The organism is Streptomyces sp. NPDC029151 (assembly GCF_055564315.1).
Genome location: NZ_JBVHWQ010000001.1, coordinates 983600 through 1000032, shown reverse-complemented (window position 1 = coordinate 1000032; position 16433 = coordinate 983600). Strand labels below are relative to the sequence as shown.

Annotated in this window: 14 protein-coding genes and 1 tRNA gene; 5 read left to right on the top strand and 10 right to left on the bottom strand. The window is 72.4% G+C overall.

Translation table 11 applies throughout. The features are described from left to right. Positions 1–109: 109 nt before the first annotated feature. Together ACZ4VF_RS03855 and ACZ4VF_RS03850 are read right to left on the bottom strand one after the other, a co-directional pair. Positions 110–1936, bottom strand: coding sequence for an AMP-dependent synthetase/ligase (locus tag ACZ4VF_RS03855; RefSeq protein ID WP_467922974.1), 1827 nt, complete (start codon positions 1934–1936; stop codon positions 110–112). Between the two features lie 639 nt (positions 1937–2575). Next, positions 2576–3445 carry a LysR substrate-binding domain-containing protein gene (locus ACZ4VF_RS03850; protein WP_467922972.1) on the bottom strand — a complete coding sequence of 290 codons (870 nt, stop codon included), beginning with the start codon at positions 3443–3445 and terminating at the stop codon, positions 2576–2578. 144 nt (positions 3446–3589) lie between these two features. Here ACZ4VF_RS03850 and ACZ4VF_RS03845 point away from each other — a divergent pair, with 144 nt between their 5' ends. Continuing rightward, positions 3590–4681, top strand: coding sequence for a bile acid:sodium symporter family protein (locus ACZ4VF_RS03845; protein ID WP_467922971.1), 1092 nt, complete (start codon positions 3590–3592; stop codon positions 4679–4681). On the opposite strand, the gene ACZ4VF_RS03840 is transcribed toward ACZ4VF_RS03845, so the two are convergent. Both ACZ4VF_RS03840 and ACZ4VF_RS03835 read right to left on the bottom strand, forming a co-directional pair. Then, positions 4631–6505, bottom strand: a complete 1875-nt coding sequence (locus tag ACZ4VF_RS03840) for an exo-alpha-sialidase (RefSeq protein WP_467922970.1) — start codon at positions 6503–6505, stop codon at positions 4631–4633. The genes ACZ4VF_RS03845 and ACZ4VF_RS03840 overlap by 51 nt on opposite strands. Positions 6506–6616: 111 nt before the next feature. Next, positions 6617–7534, bottom strand: a complete 918-nt coding sequence (locus tag ACZ4VF_RS03835) for a quinone oxidoreductase family protein (protein ID WP_467922969.1) — start codon at positions 7532–7534, stop codon at positions 6617–6619. Positions 7535–7667: 133 nt separating this feature from the next. Here ACZ4VF_RS03835 and ACZ4VF_RS03830 point away from each other — a divergent pair, with 133 nt between their 5' ends. After that, the gene (locus ACZ4VF_RS03830) at positions 7668–8105 is read left to right on the top strand and encodes a MarR family winged helix-turn-helix transcriptional regulator (protein ID WP_467922967.1); all 438 of its coding nucleotides are present in this window, start codon (positions 7668–7670) and stop codon (positions 8103–8105) included. Positions 8106–8137: 32 nt separating this feature from the next. Here the strand turns inward: ACZ4VF_RS03830 and fdhD are convergent, their stop codons facing one another. Next, positions 8138–8986 (bottom strand): formate dehydrogenase accessory sulfurtransferase FdhD, encoded by an 849-nt coding sequence (fdhD, locus tag ACZ4VF_RS03825; protein ID WP_467922966.1) that lies wholly within the window; start codon positions 8984–8986, stop codon positions 8138–8140. Between the two features lie 1160 nt (positions 8987–10146). Here fdhD and ACZ4VF_RS03820 point away from each other — a divergent pair. The 3 genes from ACZ4VF_RS03820 to ACZ4VF_RS03810 all read left to right on the top strand — a co-directional run bounded on the left by ACZ4VF_RS03820 (position 10147) and on the right by ACZ4VF_RS03810 (position 12470). Continuing rightward, positions 10147–11094, top strand: a complete 948-nt coding sequence (locus ACZ4VF_RS03820) for a beta-ketoacyl-ACP synthase III (protein ID WP_467922965.1) — start codon at positions 10147–10149, stop codon at positions 11092–11094. Positions 11095–11253: 159 nt separating this feature from the next. Beyond that, positions 11254–11931, top strand: coding sequence for a GntR family transcriptional regulator (locus ACZ4VF_RS03815; protein ID WP_467922963.1), 678 nt, complete (start codon positions 11254–11256; stop codon positions 11929–11931). Positions 11932–12382: 451 nt separating this feature from the next. After that, positions 12383–12470: transfer RNA gene (locus tag ACZ4VF_RS03810), tRNA-Leu, on the top strand. 88 nt (positions 12471–12558) lie between these two features. On the opposite strand, the gene ACZ4VF_RS03805 is transcribed toward ACZ4VF_RS03810, so the two are convergent. From ACZ4VF_RS03805 to ACZ4VF_RS03785, 5 genes are read right to left on the bottom strand one after another with little or no spacing between them, the layout of a single operon-like run. After that, entirely contained in the window at positions 12559–12888 is a 330-nt protein-coding gene (locus tag ACZ4VF_RS03805) for a hypothetical protein (RefSeq protein WP_467922961.1), read from the bottom strand. Between the two features lie 51 nt (positions 12889–12939). Next, positions 12940–13794, bottom strand: a complete 855-nt coding sequence (locus ACZ4VF_RS03800) for a hypothetical protein (protein WP_467922960.1) — start codon at positions 13792–13794, stop codon at positions 12940–12942. Next, the gene (locus ACZ4VF_RS03795) at positions 13775–14647 is read right to left on the bottom strand and encodes an aldo/keto reductase (protein ID WP_467922959.1); all 873 of its coding nucleotides are present in this window, start codon (positions 14645–14647) and stop codon (positions 13775–13777) included. The genes ACZ4VF_RS03800 and ACZ4VF_RS03795 overlap by 20 nt, the downstream gene beginning before the upstream one ends. Positions 14648–14676: 29 nt before the next feature. Then, positions 14677–15864 (bottom strand): cupin domain-containing protein, encoded by a 1188-nt coding sequence (locus ACZ4VF_RS03790; RefSeq protein ID WP_467922957.1) that lies wholly within the window; start codon positions 15862–15864, stop codon positions 14677–14679. A 14-nt stretch (positions 15865–15878) separates the two neighbouring features. Then, on the bottom strand, positions 15879–16016 hold the full coding sequence (locus ACZ4VF_RS03785; protein ID WP_467922956.1) for a hypothetical protein: 138 nt from the start codon (positions 16014–16016) through the stop codon (positions 15879–15881). Positions 16017–16433: the final 417 nt, after the last annotated feature.

Sequence of the window (16433 nt, the reverse complement as noted above, 5' to 3'; positions counted from 1 at the left end):
TTCCTGATCGCGCAATCCGTACCGACTGACCGGTGAGAGGATTCCTGACCGGCGACACCCGCCTGATGCCGGCCGGCCTGCACGGCCGCCGACCGGTCCGGGGGGCCGGTCACATCTCGTACAGCGCGTCGACCTCGTTCGCGTACGCCTTCTCGATCGCCTTCCGCTTCAGCTTCAGCGACGGTGTCAGCAGCCCGTGCTCCTCGGTGAACGGCTGGGCCAGGATGCGGAAGGTGCGGATCGACTCGGCCTGCGAGACCAGGGTGTTGGCGGCGACCACCGCCCGCCGCACCTCCGTCTCCAGATCCGGGTCGTGCACCAGCTTGGCCGCGGTCATCCTCGGCTTGCCGCGCATCTGGAGCCAGTGTTCGACCGCCTCCTGGTCGAGGGTGACCAGGGCCGCGATGTACGGGCGGTCGTTGCCGACGACGATGCACTGGTTGACCAGCGGGTGTTCGCGGACCCGCTCCTCCAGCACGCCCGGGGAGACGCTCTTGCCCCCGGAGGTCACCAGGATCTCCTTCTTGCGCCCGGTGATGGTCAGATAGCCGTCCTCGTCCAGGGAGCCGAGGTCGCCGGTGGCGAGCCAGCCGTCGTGCAGGGTCTGGTCGGTGGCCTTCGGGTTGTTGAGGTACCCCTGGAAGACGTTGCCGCCGCGTAGCCAGATCTCCCCGTCGTCGGCGATGTGCACGGTCACGCCCGGAATGGCCTGGCCCACCGTGCCGTAGCGGGTGCGTTCGGGAGGGTTGGCGGTCGCCGCGGCCGTCGACTCGGTGAGGCCGTAGCCCTCGTAGATCTGCACGCCCGCGCCCGCGAAGAACAGCCCCAGCCGGCGGTCCATGGCCGAGCCGCCGGACATCGCGTTCCGGATCCGGCCGCCCATCGCGGCGCGGACCTTCGCGTACACCAGCTTGTCGAACAGCTGGTGCTGCATGCGCAGCCCCGCCGACGGACCGGGCCCGGTGCCCCAGGCCTTCGCCTCGACGGCCTCCGCGTACTTGACGGCGATGTCCACGGCCTTCTCGAACGGCCCGGCCTTGCCCTCCTTCTCGGCCCTGCGGCGGGCCGCGTTGAACACCTTCTCGAAGATGTACGGCACCGCGAGGATGAACGTCGGCCGGAACGCGGCCAGATCGGGCAGCAGGGCGGCGGCGTTCAGCTGCGGCTGGTGCCCGAAGCGGACCCGGCCGCGGATCGCGGCGATCTCCACCATCCGCCCGAAGACGTGCGCCAGCGGCAGGAACAGCAGCGTGGAGGCCTCGTCACCCTTCTTCGAGTGGAACACCGGCTCCCAGCGCCGGATCACCGTGTCCGCCTCGAACATGAAGTTGCCGTGCGAGATCACACAGCCCTTGGGACGGCCCGTGGTGCCGGAGGTGTAGATGACGGTGGCGACCGAGTCCGGGGTGACCGCCTCCCGGTGCCGGTGCACCACCTCGTCGTCCAGGTGCGCCCCGGAGTCGTACAGCTCCTGCACGCAGCCGGCGTCCAGCTGCCACAGCCGGCGCAGGTTCGGCAGCCGGTCGATGACGGTGGCGATGGTCATCGCGTGGTCCTCGTGCTCCACGATCGCCGCGGTGACCTCGGCGTCGTAGAGCATCCAGAAGCACTGCTCGGCCGAGGAGGTGGGGTACACGGGCACCACCTGGGCGCCGATGGTCCACAGGGCGAAGTCGAAGAGGGTCCACTCGTAGCGGGTGCGGGACATGATCGCGACCCGGTCGCCGAACCGGACACCGTCGGCCAGCAGCCCCTTGGCGAGGGCCATGACCTCGTCGCGGAACTCGGCGGAGGTCACGTCCCGCCACTGTCCGGCGGCGTCCTTGCGGCCGAGCGCGATGTGCAGGGGGTCGGTCCGGGCATGGTCGAAGACGACGTCTGCCAGACCGCCCGCCGGCGGCGGCGACGCCAGCGGAGGGTTGGTGAACTCGCGCAACCTCGCTCCCCGTGTCTCGCGCCTCAGTGACGTGGTCTCCATCACCGCACAGCGCGGTGAAAGCTACCCCACCCGGTCGGTACGCGGGAGGGGTGAGGAAACCGATCAAACCTCACGTTCCGCCTGGAAGGCCACCGTGAAATGCGCGCACATGGGGAAGGGCCGGACACAATACTGACGGGTCAGTAAGTTTCGGTACCGTAATCTCCACCGAATCTGTACGCCCCGCTTACGGCACCGCCCGGGCGGGGGCGTGCCGCGCCGGAGGGCTTCGCGGGCGCCGCCTGGAACCGGAGGACGCCCCGCCGCTCGCCGTCCCCGAACGCGACGGCCGCGCCGCCCACCCCGGACTCCGGGGCGCCACCGGCGGCTCCGGGCCCGCGCTCGGATGCCGCCTGTCCGCCCTGTCCGCCCTGTCCGCCCTGTCCGCCCTGACCGACCGAGGAGCGCGGAGCCGTACTCGATGTTCCGTACACCGCGCGGAGGCGACCCTGGCCGGCCACGACGAGACCGCCTTCGCGTCCACCACCGCCGGTCCCGGGGCCACCTGGACGGCGTGCGGCACGCGGAGGCGACGCCGTTCCCGCGCGGGATGAAGCGGCTGACGCACCGTCCCGCGCGGTGAGCGCGGGCGACGGGTCAGCCGCTGCTGCGGCGCAGCCGCTCGCCGCCGGCCAGGATCGCCGCGGCCAGCGCGTTCGCCGCCTCCTCGGCCGGCCCCCGGCGGCGGCCGTGGACCAGGACGAAGTCGACCCTGCCCAGATCCGGCAGGCCCACGCGGTCGGGCAGCCGGAACAGGCCCGGCGGGACCAGCCGCCGGGAGTGGGCCATCACCCCGAGTCCGGCCCGGGCGGCGGCGATCAGCCCGTTGAGGCTGCCGCTCGTGCACACGATCCGCCACGGGCGGCCCTGCTCCTCCAGCGCCTCCAGCGCGCGGGCCCGGGTGATGCCAGGCGGCGGGTACACGATCAGCGGAACGGGCCGGTCGGCCTCCAGGCGCAGCCGCTCGGCGCCGATCCACACCAGGTCGTCGCGCCAGACGAGCTCGCCGCGCGGATCCTCCGGGCGCCGCTTGGCCAGCACCAGGTCGAGCTTTCCGGCGGCCAGCCGCTCGTGCAGCGTCCCCGACAGCTCCACCGTCAGCTCCAGGTCGACCTCCGGATGGTCGTAGCGGAAGCCCTCCAGGATCTCCGGCAGCCGGGTCAGCACGAAGTCCTCCGAGGCGCCGAAGCGCAGCCGGCCACGCACGCGCGTGCCGGTGAAGAAGGCCGTGGCCTGCTCGTGCACCTCCAGGATCCGGCGGGCGAACCCCAGCATCGCCTCCCCGTCCTCGGTCAGCTCCACCGAGTGGGTGTCCCGGGAGAACAGCTGCCGGCCGGCCGCGTCCTCCAGCCGGCGCACGTGCTGGCTGACCGTCGACTGGCGCAGCCCCAGCCGCCGGGCGGCCTGCGTGAAGCTCAGCGTCTGGGCGACCGCCAGGAAGGTGCGCAGATGGGTCGGGTCGTACACGACCGCCAAGCGTAGCGGTGCCCATCACCGATCATGATGACAGTCAGAGCGGTGTGCGGGATTCCCGATCAGTGGTGGGAGGAGGACCATGGAAAGGGGCCGTACGGCCCGGGACCGCCCGTCGCCCACAGCAATCGGAGCACCGTGAAACGCCTGCGCCGGCCGAGTCGGCCGCCGATCGACCCGTACATCGTGCTGCTGCTCGGGACGGTGGGTCTCGCCGCGCTCCTGCCCGCCCGGGGCACCGCCGCCGACGTCACCTCGGGCGCGTCCACGGCCGCGATCGCCTTCCTCTTCTTCCTCTACGGCGCCCGGCTGTCCACCCGTGAGGCGCTGGACGGACTGCGCCACTGGCGGCTCCACCTCACCGTGCTGGTCTGCACCTTCGTCCTCTTCCCGGGGTTCGGACTGGCCGCGCGCGCTCTGGTGCCGGTCCTGCTGGACCAGCCCCTCTACCAGGGCCTGCTCTTCCTGACGCTGGTGCCGTCCACGATCCAGTCGTCCATCGCGTTCACCTCGATCGCCCGCGGCAACGTGCCCGCCGCGATCTGCGCCGGATCCTTCTCCTCCCTCGTCGGCATCGTCCTCACCCCGCTGCTCGCGGCGGGCCTGCTCGGCGGCGAGCAGGTCGGGTTCTCGACCGACTCCCTGGTGAAGATCGTGCTCCAGCTGCTCGTGCCGTTCCTCGCGGGGCAGGTGCTGCGGCGCTGGATCGGCGGGTTCGTCACCCGCCACAAGAAGGTCCTCGGCCTCGTCGACCGCGGCTCGATCCTGCTGGTCGTCTACAGCGCCTTCAGCGAGGGCATGAACCGGGGCGTCTGGCACCAGGTCAGTCCCGTCCGGCTGGCCGGGCTCCTCGGCGTCGAGGCCGTTCTGCTGGCCGTCATGCTGCTCCTGACCTGGTACGGCGCCAGGGCGCTGGGCTTCGGCCGCGCGGACCGGATCGCCATCCAGTTCGCCGGGTCGAAGAAGTCCCTCGCCTCCGGTCTGCCGATGGCGAGCGTCCTGTTCGGCGCCCAGGCCTCCCTGGCCGTCCTGCCGCTGATGCTCTTCCACCAGATGCAGCTGATGGTGTGCGCGGTCATCGCCAAGCGCCGGGCCCGCGATCCCGAGGCGGCCACGGACACGGAGCCGGGCACGGCCACAGGCGCGGACCCCGGGGCCGCCGCGGACACCCCCGGGAGGTCAGCCGCGCACCCGGTCGAGGGGCAGCCGGAGAACCGTGTCCTGCGGTGACCGCAGCACCTCCGGGTCCGTCAGCTCCTCGTCGGTGAGCGCCCGGTCCCAGACGCGCACCTCGTCCAGCGCACCGGTGAGGAAGGCGCGGCTGTCCATCCGCTGACCGAGGTGGACCCCGAACGGGGAGTTACGGCTCACCGAGCCCGGGACGTCGGCGACGGAGGACTCCGTACCGTCGACGGACAACGACAGCCGGCCGCCGCCCCGGCGCAGGACCGTCCGGTGCCACGCGCCGTCGTTGTACGCGCCGCCCGTGCGCACGTACGCGGTCTGCGGGGCACCGGCCCCGTTCCGTACGGTGATCAGCCCCTGGACCCGGTTGCTCGCCGGTTCCCCGCGCAGCCACACCTGCGGCTGGCTGGTGCCGACGCCGCCCATCCACAGCAGCGGCTGCTCCCCGGTGGTCGCCGCGTACTGGAACCACAGCGACACGGTGAAATCCTTCGTGCCCAGCGGCAGGCCGGCGCGGTACGGCAGGCGTACGGCGTCGTCGGTGCCGTCGAACTCCAGGGCGTTCCCGGACACACCGTCCACCTCCTCCGGGTCGCCGAGCACCGCCGCCGGGCGGGCGTGCGCGGCGAGGTCGGGGGTGACCGGGTCGGGGCCGCGGCGCGGGGCGAGCCAGTCCTCGGTGAAGCGGGCGAAGCGGATTTCGTCGCGCGCGTCCACCGCCCCGCCCTCGTACAGCAGGCCGACCGTGCCGGACCCGATGCGCACCAGGTCGGAGTAGCCGGACCAGTCCGTGGTGACGACCGTGCCGCGGTCGACACCGTCCCAGGTCCGGCCGCCGTCGTAGGAGGAGCGGACCATCATCGTGCGGCGCCGGTCGGGGTCGCCGGGGCAGGCCAGCAGCAGGCGGTCGCCGAGGCGCAGCAGCGAACCCTGCACCTGCGGCGTGTACAGGCCGGGCAGGCCGCGGAAGGGCGCGGTGAAGCTGGTGCCGCCGTCTCGGCTGACGGCCTGGGTGCGGTGGCCGAGGTCGGTGCCGTCCTGTTCCCGGCCGCTGACCAGGACCGCACCGTCCCCGCGTTCGGCGAGGGTGAGTTCGGAGGGCTTCTGCCGGAAGGTGCCGTCGGCGGCGACGGACCGGCTGTCGGTGGCGCCGATCCTCCAGTGGCCGCCGTGGTCGTCGCTGACGACCAGGGCCGCGTGGTTGGCGGTGACCCTGCTGCCGTTCCACGTCTCGGTGTTGACCCCGAAGACCAGGCGCCCCGCGTACCGGCCGCGGGTCAGCTGGATGCCGTGCACGGGCCCGGTGGCGTACCAGGAGTTCCAGTCGGCGGGCAGGATCTCCGGGCTCAGGTCGCGCGGCTGCGACCAGCTGAGGCCGTCGTCGTCGCTGTACTGCAGATGCGGGGTGCGGTCACAGGGCACCGAACAACTGGCGCTGTCGGTACGGCCCGTGTTGTAGGTCTCGGCGAGCCATATGCGGCCGGTGTCCCGGTCCACGACCGGCGCCGGGTTGCCGTGGGTGTCGCCGGCGCCCTCGTTGACCACCCGCAACGGCCCCCAGGTGCGCCCGCCGTCGGTGGAGCGCTTGAGGACGATGTCGATGTCGGCCGCGTCCCCGCAGTTGAGGACCCGGCCCTCGGCGAACGCCAGCAGCGTGCCGTCGCCCGTGCGGACGACCGCCGGGATGCGGAAGCACGCGTAGCCGGGGTCCTGGGCGGCCTTGAACAGCACCTGCTGTTCGAACTGCGGCTTTCCGCCCGTCGGCCGGGCGTGGGCCGGATGCGCGGGGGCGAGGGCGAGGAGGAGGCCGGCGACGGTGACGGCGGCGGCCGGCAGCGATCCGAGACGGGCCCGCGGACGTGACGGCACGGTGCGACCTGCCCTTCGTCGGCCGGACATTTGGACATTTGGACATCCCACGACGTACGTCCCCTCGACGGTAGTGGGGAGTGGTCCACGTCACAAGAAGCGTGCAGGCTGTTACGGGCGCAGGACGACCTTGCCGACGTTGGCCCGGCTCGTCACCGCCTCGTGCGCCGCCCCCGCGTCCTCCAGGGCGAACTCCCCGTGCACGGCCGGCCTCAGGGCGCCCTCGGCGGACAGCCGCCACAGCTCCTGCCGCCACTGTTCGTACAGGTCCGGCCGGCCGCGGGCGATCAGCGCCATCTGGAAGCCGATCACCGACTTGGCGCCCACCAGCAGGTCGTAGGCCCGGACGGTGCCACCGCCCGAGCTGTAGGCGACCAGGCGGCCGTGCGGCGCCAGCGCGGCGAGGGCGGGGCGGAGAAGGTCGCCGCCGACGGCGTCCAGGACGCAGTCGACCGGGTCGCCCCAGCTGTCGTCGCCGTACCGGACGCAGTCGTCCGCGCCGAGCGCGCGCACGAAGTCCGCCTTCGCCGGGCCGGACACCGCACCCACGACCCGTCCGGCTCCCCGGGCCCGCGCCAGCTGGACGGCGAGGTGCCCGACGCCGCTCGCCGCCGCCGTGACGAGGACCGACTCGCCCGGTGCGCACCGCGCCGCCTCCAGCGCGCCCAGCGCCACCAGGCCGCTGCGCACCAGCGCGACCGCGGTCACCGCGTCGGCACCGTCCGGTACCGGCGACGCCATGGCCTCGTGCAGCACGGCGTACTCGGCGTACCCGTGTCCGAAGCACAGCCCGGTCACCCGGTCGCCGGCGCGGAAGCGGGTGACGCCCTCGCCGGCCGCGACCACCTCGCCCGCCAGCTCACCGCCCAGCGGCACCGGTTCCGCGGCCTCGGTCACCTTGCGGACCATCGGCAGGGTGACGCCGACGGCCCCACACCGCACCAGCAGCTCACCGGGGCCGGGTTCGGGGACGGGTGCCTCCTCCACGAACAGGGGACCGCCGGTGGCTTCGTACCGGACGCGACGCATCGCAACCTCCAGTGGCCGGCCGGGTGAGGCCCGGCAGGGCCAATCGTTGGGAAGACCCATGAATTCATGGGGAGCCCCAACGGTACGGAGGGATCGTTGGAAAGTCCAATGATTCTTGGGATAGGCTGCGGGCATGGCCGAAGCACCCCTGCCCGCGATCCGCTCCCTGCCCAGCTGGCTCCTCGGACGGGCCGCCGCGCGAGGCCGTGCCCTGGTCGCCGAGGCCCTCGCCGCCGAGGGGCTGAAGATGTGGCACCACGTCGTGCTCTCCGCCGTCCGGGACCTCGCCCCGGTGGCCCAGGCCGACCTCGGCCGCAGTGTGAGCCTCGACCCCAAGGACGTCGTCGGGATCCTCAACGACCTGCAGTCCGCGGGGCTGGTCGAGCGCGCCCCCGACCCCCGCGACCGGCGCAAGAACGCCGTCTCCCTCACCGAGGAGGGCGCCCGGCTCCTCGTACGCTGCGAGAGGGCGGCCCGCGAGGCCAACGACGCGCTGCTCGCCCCGCTGTCGGCCGCCGAACGGGACCGGTTCGTGGACCTGCTGCTGCGGATCTCCGGCACGGACGCCTGACGCCCCGGCCATGACGCCCGACCGGCGCCGGCTCAGTCCCGGGCGGCCGGCTCCCGCAGGGCGATCCGGTCCTCGCCCGCGTACACGTTCATCGAGCTGCCGCGCAGGAAACCCACCAGGGTCAGCCCCGTCTCCGCGGCCAGGTCCACCGCGAGCGACGAGGGCGCCGACACGGCCGCGAGCACGGGGATGCCCGCCATCACCGCCTTCTGCGCCAGCTCGAACGAGGCCCGGCCGGAGACCATGAGGATCGTCCGGGACAGCGGCAGCCCGTCGTTCTGCAGGGCCCGTCCGATCAGTTTGTCGACCGCGTTGTGCCGGCCCACGTCCTCCCGGGTGTCCAGGAGCCGCCCCTCCTCGTCGAACAGGGCCGCCGCGTGCAGGCCCCCGGTCCGGTCGAACACCCGCTGGGCCTCCCGCAGCCGGTCGGGCAGGGCCGCCAGCAGTTCGGGCGTGACCCGGAGCGGGGGAGTGTCGGCGATCGGCCAGCGCGTGGTCGTACGGACGGCGTCCAGGCTGGCCTTGCCGCACAGCCCGCACGAGGAGGAGGTGTAGACGTTCCGCTCCAGGGTGAAGTCGGGCAGGACGACACCGGGCGCGGTCTTCACGTCGACCACGTTGTAGGTGTTGGAGCCGTCCGCCGTGGCGCCCGCGCAGTAGACGATGTTCTGCAGATCGGCCGCCGAGGCCAGGACGCCCTCGCTCACCAGGAAGCCGGCCGCCAGCGCGAAGTCGTCGCCGGGGGTGCGCATGGTGATCGCGAGCGGCTTGCCGTTCAGCCGGATCTCCAGGGGCTCCTCGGCGACGAGCGTGTCCGGGCGGGTGGACACCGCGCCGTCCCGTATGCGCAGGACCTTGCGGCGTTCCGTGACTCGTCCCATGTCCTGATCAGCCCCGGTTCTGTACGCGCTGGCAGCCGAAACGGCCCTTCACGCCTCATTGTCCTGCACGGGGACGGGCGACGCGCAGCCCACTGCCGGACAAGGGCGCCGGCGAACGTCCGCATGGCCGGCCGCCCGCAGGCGTGCGAGCGTGCCCGGTGTGGGCGACTCCGTCGCGTGTCCCGTCTTCCGTTCCGCGGCCGAGGCCGAGGCCCATCGGCAGGCCAGGCGTCTGGCCGCGCTCGTGGGGCAACCGAGCGAGGACGTGTGGCTCTCCGCCGGATTCGCGGTGGTCGAGGAGGTGTGCTGGGCGCGAGGGCGTGTGGCTCTCCGTCGGATTCGCGGCGGTCGAGGTGGTGTGCCGGGCGCGAGGACGTGCGGCTCACCGCCGAAGTCTCGACGGCCGAGGAGGTGCGCCGGACGGCTGGGGTCCTGCCCGGCGCCCGGTTCGAGCACGCCGAGACCTGCGCCGGACGGCTGGGGTCCTGCCCGGCGCCCGGTTCGAGCACGCCGAGACCTGCGCCGGACGACCGGGGTGCTGCCCGACGCCCGGTTCGAACATACCGAGACCCGTACGGACCCGCTGACCGGCGCTGTCTCCCCGTCGACCTCGACGTCGCGGCGGCCGGCGACGCCGCGCCGCGGCCGGAGCCGCCCCTGGGCCCGGGCGACGGTGCCGTGGGGGAGCGGCGAGGCCCGCTTCGCGGCCGCGCTCGGCCGGGGCACGGCCGGCATCGGCCGGCATCGGCCGGCACGGCACCCGGCCGGACGACCCGGACGGCGACCGCACCGGCCACGGCGGGAACGACGGGGTCGAAGTGCTGAAGTGCTGTTCCCCGCGAGGACCGAAGCGGGGAGAGGTGGTCCGGCGGCACACCGGCCACGTCCATGTGACGAAGCGGGTCGACCCGGCGCGGGTCCGGAAAGTCCCGCGTACCTTGGCGGCGCGGTGCTCGGTGGAGGGCCCGGATGGTGACGCGGCGGACGCGTGTACGTCCGGCTGTCCGGGAGGGGCTCGTCCCACTGTCCGGAAGAGACCGTCTGAGGGGAGCCGACAACGAAGGAGCCCGATTCCTGTGGCTTCACCTGCCGTCGTACCCGTGAGTCACTGATCAGACTGGGGCATCCCGCTACCCACGGCCACGAGGGGGATCCCCGGCATGAACGGCTCACGCATCGCCGCCATCGGTCATTACCAGCCCGCCCAGGTGCTCACCAACGAGGACCTGGCGGGCATGGTCGACACCAGTGACGAGTGGATCCGCACCCGGGTCGGCATCCGCACCCGGCACATCGCCGGCCCCGACGAGCCCGTGGACGAACTGGCCGCGCACGCCGCCGCCAAGGCCCTCGCCGCGGCCGGGCTCGGCCCCGGCGACATCGACCTGGTGCTCGTCGCCACCTCCACCGCGATCGACCGCTCCCCGAACACCGCCGCCCGCGTCGCGGCCCGGCTCGGCATCCCGCGGCCCGCCGCCATGGACGTCAACGTGGTCTGCGCCGGCTTCACCCACGCCCTGGCCACCGCCGACCACACCCTCCGGGCCGGCGCGGCCACCCGCGCCCTGGTCATCGGCGCCGACAAGATGTCCGACGTGACCGACTGGACCGACCGCAGCACCTGCGTCCTGGTCGGCGACGGAGCCGGGGCCGCCGTCGTGACGGCCTGCCCGCCGGGGGAGGCGCCCGGGATCGGGCCGGTGCTGTGGGGCTCGGTGCCGGAGATGGGACACGCCGTGCGGATCGAGGGGACGCCGCCGCGCTTCGCCCAGGAGGGCCAGAGCGTCTACCGCTGGGCCACCACCCAGCTGCCGGCCATCGCCCGCCAGGCCTGCGAGAAGGCCGGGGTGGCGCCCGGGGACCTCGCCGGGGTCGTCCTGCACCAGGCCAACCTGCGGATCGTCGAACCGCTGGCCCAGAAGCTCGGCGCCGTCAACGCGGTCATCGCCCGCGATGTCACCGAGTCCGGCAACACCTCGGCCGCCAGCATCCCGCTCGCCTTCTCCAAGCTGCGCGAACAGGGAGCGGTCGGCACCGGCGACCCGGTGCTGCTCTTCGGCTTCGGCGGCAACCTCTCGTACGCCGGACAGGTCGTGCGCTGTCCCTGAACCGGTACCCGCGCCGTCCCCCCGGCCGAGATCCCGTCTGCCCCGCCCGCTGGACACTGCGCGCCGTAGACTGCCGCCGAAGGGCAACCGAGACCGAGCGCCGGCGCCAGCGCACGCGCCCAGGGCCCACGCGGCCAGACCCGCCGAGGAGGGACCGCGATGTTGTCGGCCGGAGTGCCGCCGGGGGCGGTGCCCAGACTGGAACGGCCCGGACCACTGCGTGAACGCGTCTACGAGGCCCTGCTGGAGCTGATCACCACCCGCGCGCTGCAACCGGGCCGGCACCTCGTCGAGAGCGAACTCGCCGGGCACCTCGGTGTCTCGCGGCAGCCCGTGCGCGAGGCGCTCCAGCGGCTCAACACCGAGGGATGGGTGGATCTGCGGCCCGCCCAGGGCGCCTTCGTGCGCGAGCCGACCGACGAGGAGGCGGACCAGTTACTCACGGTCCGCACCCTGCTGGAGGCGGAGGCGGCCCGGCTGGCCGCCGCGCACGCGGGCAGCCCCGGCATCGCCGCCCTGGAGGAGCTCTGCGCCGAGGGCGAGCAGGCGGTGGCGGACGAGGACGTGGACCGTGTGGTCGCCCTCAACGCCGCCTTCCACACCAAGGTGATGGAACTGGCCGGCAACTCCGTCCTCGCCGGACTCGCCGCCCAGGTCGACCGGCGGGTCCGCTGGTACCACACGCCGGTGGCCGGGCAGCGCGGCCGGCAGTCGTGGATCGAGCACCGCGCGCTGATCACCGCGATCGCCGCCCGTGACGAGCGGCGCGCCACCGAGCTGATGCGCGCCCACACCGAGCACACCCGACGGTCGTACCACGAGCGCGACGCGACCTGAACCAGGCCCGTCGGCGAGCGGAGGACACTGGATTCCCCGCCCGCCGAAGGACGTTCCCGCCGGTCGCCAGAAGGCCGGGTGCGGCCCCGCGCAAGACACCGCCGGTCCACCGGCCCGGCCCGGCCGCCGCAGCAGCGGGGGCGAGTGCCGCCGCCACCTTGGACGCCCCGGCGGCCGGGGTGTGCGCACACACTTCTCGGCCGAGGGCCGGCGTGCGTTCCGGTCCTGGGTTCCAGGCCGACAGGAGACCGGCTTCTCCGCCCGCGTCCGCCCCCATCGACCACCCGCGACCACGTTCGGCACACAAGGCCTCGCGGACCGTATACCGTCGCCAATCCCGCTGGTCCGGGCCACCCGGCGGACGGATACGCAGGTGAAACGCACTCCGAAACCTTGGTATTGTTGTCCATGTCGCCGCGGGGAACACACCCCGCAAGGCGGCAGACACCTAGTCCGGGTGGCGGAATGGCAGACGCGCTAGCTTGAGGTGCTAGTGCCCTTTATCGGGCGTGGGGGTTCAAGTCCCCCCTCGGACACCAGCAGAAACCCCAGTTGATCTGGGGTTTTTCTGTTTCTCCGGCTGTGGCGTGACCAACCACGTGACCAACAGCCGAGCGAATCTCCTGGTCAGACCAGGGATGACAGGCCGAGACGGCTGGCGCTCGAAACGGCCAGCTTCTTCGCTCCCTCAGCGCGGCGCCTGCCGTACCGCGCCATGGTGTAGCCCGGGGAGCGGTGCCGGGCGTTGGCCGAGACCTCTACGGGGTTCTCGTGGTTGTCGAGATCGTTCGTGATCTTCGACGCCCGCCAGTCGTGCAGCCGGAAGTTCTCCGGCAGGTGCAGACGGTTGCGTGCCGTCCGCCAGCGGGCCGACACCTTCTCGGGGTCCTGTGGTCCGCCCGCCTCGCCCCGGTACAGCTTGAAGCCGTCGCGGGCGAACACGAGGTCATGGTCCACCCAGAGATCCCCATCGGTGAGAGCGCCTGAGACAGGCGCACAGGGGCGCAGTCAGGCGCTCACCTCGGAGTGCACCGGGACGGGCGGGCGCACTCCCGTGAGCGCTTCTGCGCGGGCCACGAGTCGGGGCGCAAGGTCGGGGTACCAGCCACGGGCTACGGCTTGCAGCATCTCGGCCAGGGCCGCGAGTTCCCCGATTCGGCCGGCCGGGGTGTCGAGGACCGCCGCGAACTCCTTGCGGATGCGGGCGGCTACGTCGGGCACAAGCAGGCTGTTGGCGTGCAGGAGCCCCGCGTCATAGCCGAAGGGCACCAAGCCCCACCGCTCCCAGTCCAGCAGGCACAGGGGCGCAGCGGTGACGTTGCCCCAGTGCAGGTCACCGTGACCGGTCACCCGCTCCACCTTGGCGGGGGCCGGGACACCAAGGAACTGGGGGAAGGCTCGTTCGATCCACCCGTCCCGCACGGTGGCCTTCACTCCCTCCGCTTCAGCGAGGAGGGCAAGGGCTTGGCGAAGGTCCGCCCACCACTCGTCAGGCAACCCCGGGTCGTGGTCGATGTCGGCCCGGTCCGGGGACACGATGGGTTGCGTGAGGTAGTCCAGGACTTCCGACTCGAAGGCCCACTCGCCGTCAGTCCAGTCATGCACCGCGTACAGGTGGGGGCGGGGCACGCCGTCAGGCACCAGCTCCGAGGCGCCGACGATGCCTTCCCCCGCCTTCCTGCCCGCGTTCCTCTTCGCCGTCCGGCTGACCCGTAGCCACCGGTCCCCCGCTCGGCGTCCGAGAGTGACACCGAGGAAGCCCCACGCCAGCGGCCCCGTGCAGGTGAGGCCCAGTGCCTTGGCCGCCCGGTCGTGGGCGGCCTCCATCAGGGCCTGTACCTCCTCATTCACCGGCGAGTTCATCCGTCACCCTCCTGAATTCCTGGGCCGTCAGAGGCGCAGCCAGAGCCTTGGCCACATCGTCCCAGTGCTCGCGGGTGCTCGCGGAGGTGAGGACGACATCGAGGCCAGGGCACGAGCCAGCGGCCAGCAGGGCAGCGGCTGCGGCCGACAGGCCGGGGCGGATGAGGTTCACCAGTTCGGGTGTCATGGCGTCGAGGAGTTCGCCCCCGTGCAGGGGAGCGGAGCCGAACGTGATCAGCCCCGCGTCCTTCGCCTGCACCAGCGGTCCGCCGCCGTTCAGGGCCTGTGTGATCGGGGCATCCATGATCAGGCTGACGGGCATCTGCAAGCCCGTGAAGTGGTGGTCGGCGGAACCGGCCGCCTGCCGGGCGAGCGTGAGCAACTCGGGGACGCTGAGCGCTCCGGAGGTCAGGCCCGACCAGGTGGCGACGCCGTACCCGCCGATCCTGCCCGCATGGGCGAACTCTTCCAGCGCCGTGAAGGCTTCCCGTACACGCCCGTGCAGAGCGGCGCGGTCAAGGCCGTGCCCGTGATGCTCGGGGTTGTGCACGAACACCAGGTCCACGCGCCTTAGCGCGGCCAAGGATCGCTCCGTCTGCCAGCGGACGAAGCCCCGTTCAAGGCTGTGCCTACCGGCCGCCTCTTCCCGGGTGAGCACGCCCTCAGCCAGGGCGGTACGGCCTTGCTCCTCCGTGAAGAACCCCGTCTTCGTAGCTACCCGCACGGTCGGGTACTCCCCGAGAACCGGGCGCAGTTCCTCATGCGCCAGACCACGGGCGTAGTTAGGTGCCGTGTCCACCCAGGGACTACCGGCGGCCAGGGCGGTGCGTGCCGCCTGACTGACGGCACGCACGCGGTATGTCCCCAGGCAGAGAGCGGCGGTCACAGCGCCGTCCCCACGACTGCGACGGTGTGGCCGTCGATGAGGATGGAGACCAGTTCGGCCACTTCCTTGACTTCCAGTCCGGCGGAGTCGGCGAGTTCGCCGAGCGTGATCGGCTGGTTGGTCAGCAGCGTGCCCAGCGCGGGCGCGGCGGACTCGGCGAAGTCCCAAGCGGTACCGGCCGCCGAGAAGGTGACCGTGCCCTGTTCGCGGTTCGCCGTCAGGCGGCCCCTCGGAGCGGTGAGCTTGACCGTGATCTCCCCCCGTGCGGGGAGTCCGTCCACGTAGGGCAGGGACGGAATCGCGTGGCCCAGGTCCGTCGTGTCGATCGACTCCGCCCACCGCTCCACGAGGCGGGGGTCCGCCATCACGTCGGCCACTTCACGGCGTACGGCGTCGGTGAAGTCCGACTGTTCCGCCAGCGAGCCGAAGCGCGGGATGTCCTTGCGGAGCGCGAGGGACGCCCGGAGCTGGTCGACGACCCAGAGCATCAGGTCAGCGCCCGTGTGCGGGACCATCCCGAACGTGAGGTGAAGGGATTCTGTCCCCTGGTCAGCGGTGACCGAGTGCCACCAGCCGCGCGGCAGGTACAGCACGTCACCCGGGGACAGAACGAGGTCCGCCACCGGGTCGCCCTCCGGCTCCTCCGGCGACTCCACGTCCCGGAAGGTGGGCGCTTCACGGGTCATCCCCCACAGGCGCCACCGCTTCGAGCCGTGCAGTTGGACCACCACCACATCGTGGTCATCCCAGTGCCGGCCGAAGCCTTCCCGCTCGGTCCACGAGGCGTACACGTTGGCCTGCACGGAAGTCCCGAGGAAGCGTTCCAGTCCTTCAGCAGCCGCCCCCACGGCGGGGTGGATCTTCTCCACCGCGTCGAGAACCAGCGACGCCCCGTCCCTGAGCTGGGCGTGGAAGTCGGACGGCTGGATGCGGGACCAGGTGACCGCTCGGCGGTTCGTGGTCGGGATCGCGTAGCGGTACAGCGGGACCATCTCGCCGTCGACCGACAGGCGCAGCCGGGGCGGCTCCAGTCGCTGCGTGGCGATAATCCGGTTCAGGTCATCCCAGGAGAACAGGCCCGCCGTGTCGGCGACCCCGGGGAAGTGTGCGTATGAGCGGTGGTACGTCTGGGCGAGGAACCTGTCCCCGCCCAGACGCCCCGCCCACGTGGCTGCATCAAGCAACGTGGGCGCTCCCGTCAGTCGTTGCCGTCGGAACGGCCACTGCTGACGTCCGACTCCTGCTCGGCGCGGGTGCGCGCGGCCACGCTCTTCCGCTTCGCGACGAGCAGTCCACCCCCCTCGGGGGCCACCGAAGTGGTGTTCTCTTCCACCATCGGACTACCTCTCTTCTCGGGAACTCCCACCGGGAATCCGGCGGAAGGCATCAGGGACAGCGGCCAATGCGGTTACCAAAGAGCCACGGCGAGGACCAGGGCACAGCCGCCGAGGATCGCGGCCAGGTAGAGCGGCCCCGCGTACCGGCCAAAGTGGCGCAGCACCCAGTGACCCAAGCGACGCATCATGTCGCCTTCGGCTCCACCGCCACGGGGCGGAGAGCACTGGCAGGCAACGAGCTGCGGCCCGTGTACCGAGGGCACCCGCACGGCGGGGACTTGGTCGGCGAACCCAGGATCACCGCATTGCGCGGCTCCACCTGCACCTCACGAACCGGGCCGTACGTCCGGCCGCCGTCGTACGACACCCGCAGAGTCATGCGCCCCGTCACGAGCGCACACCACCATCAGGGCCGA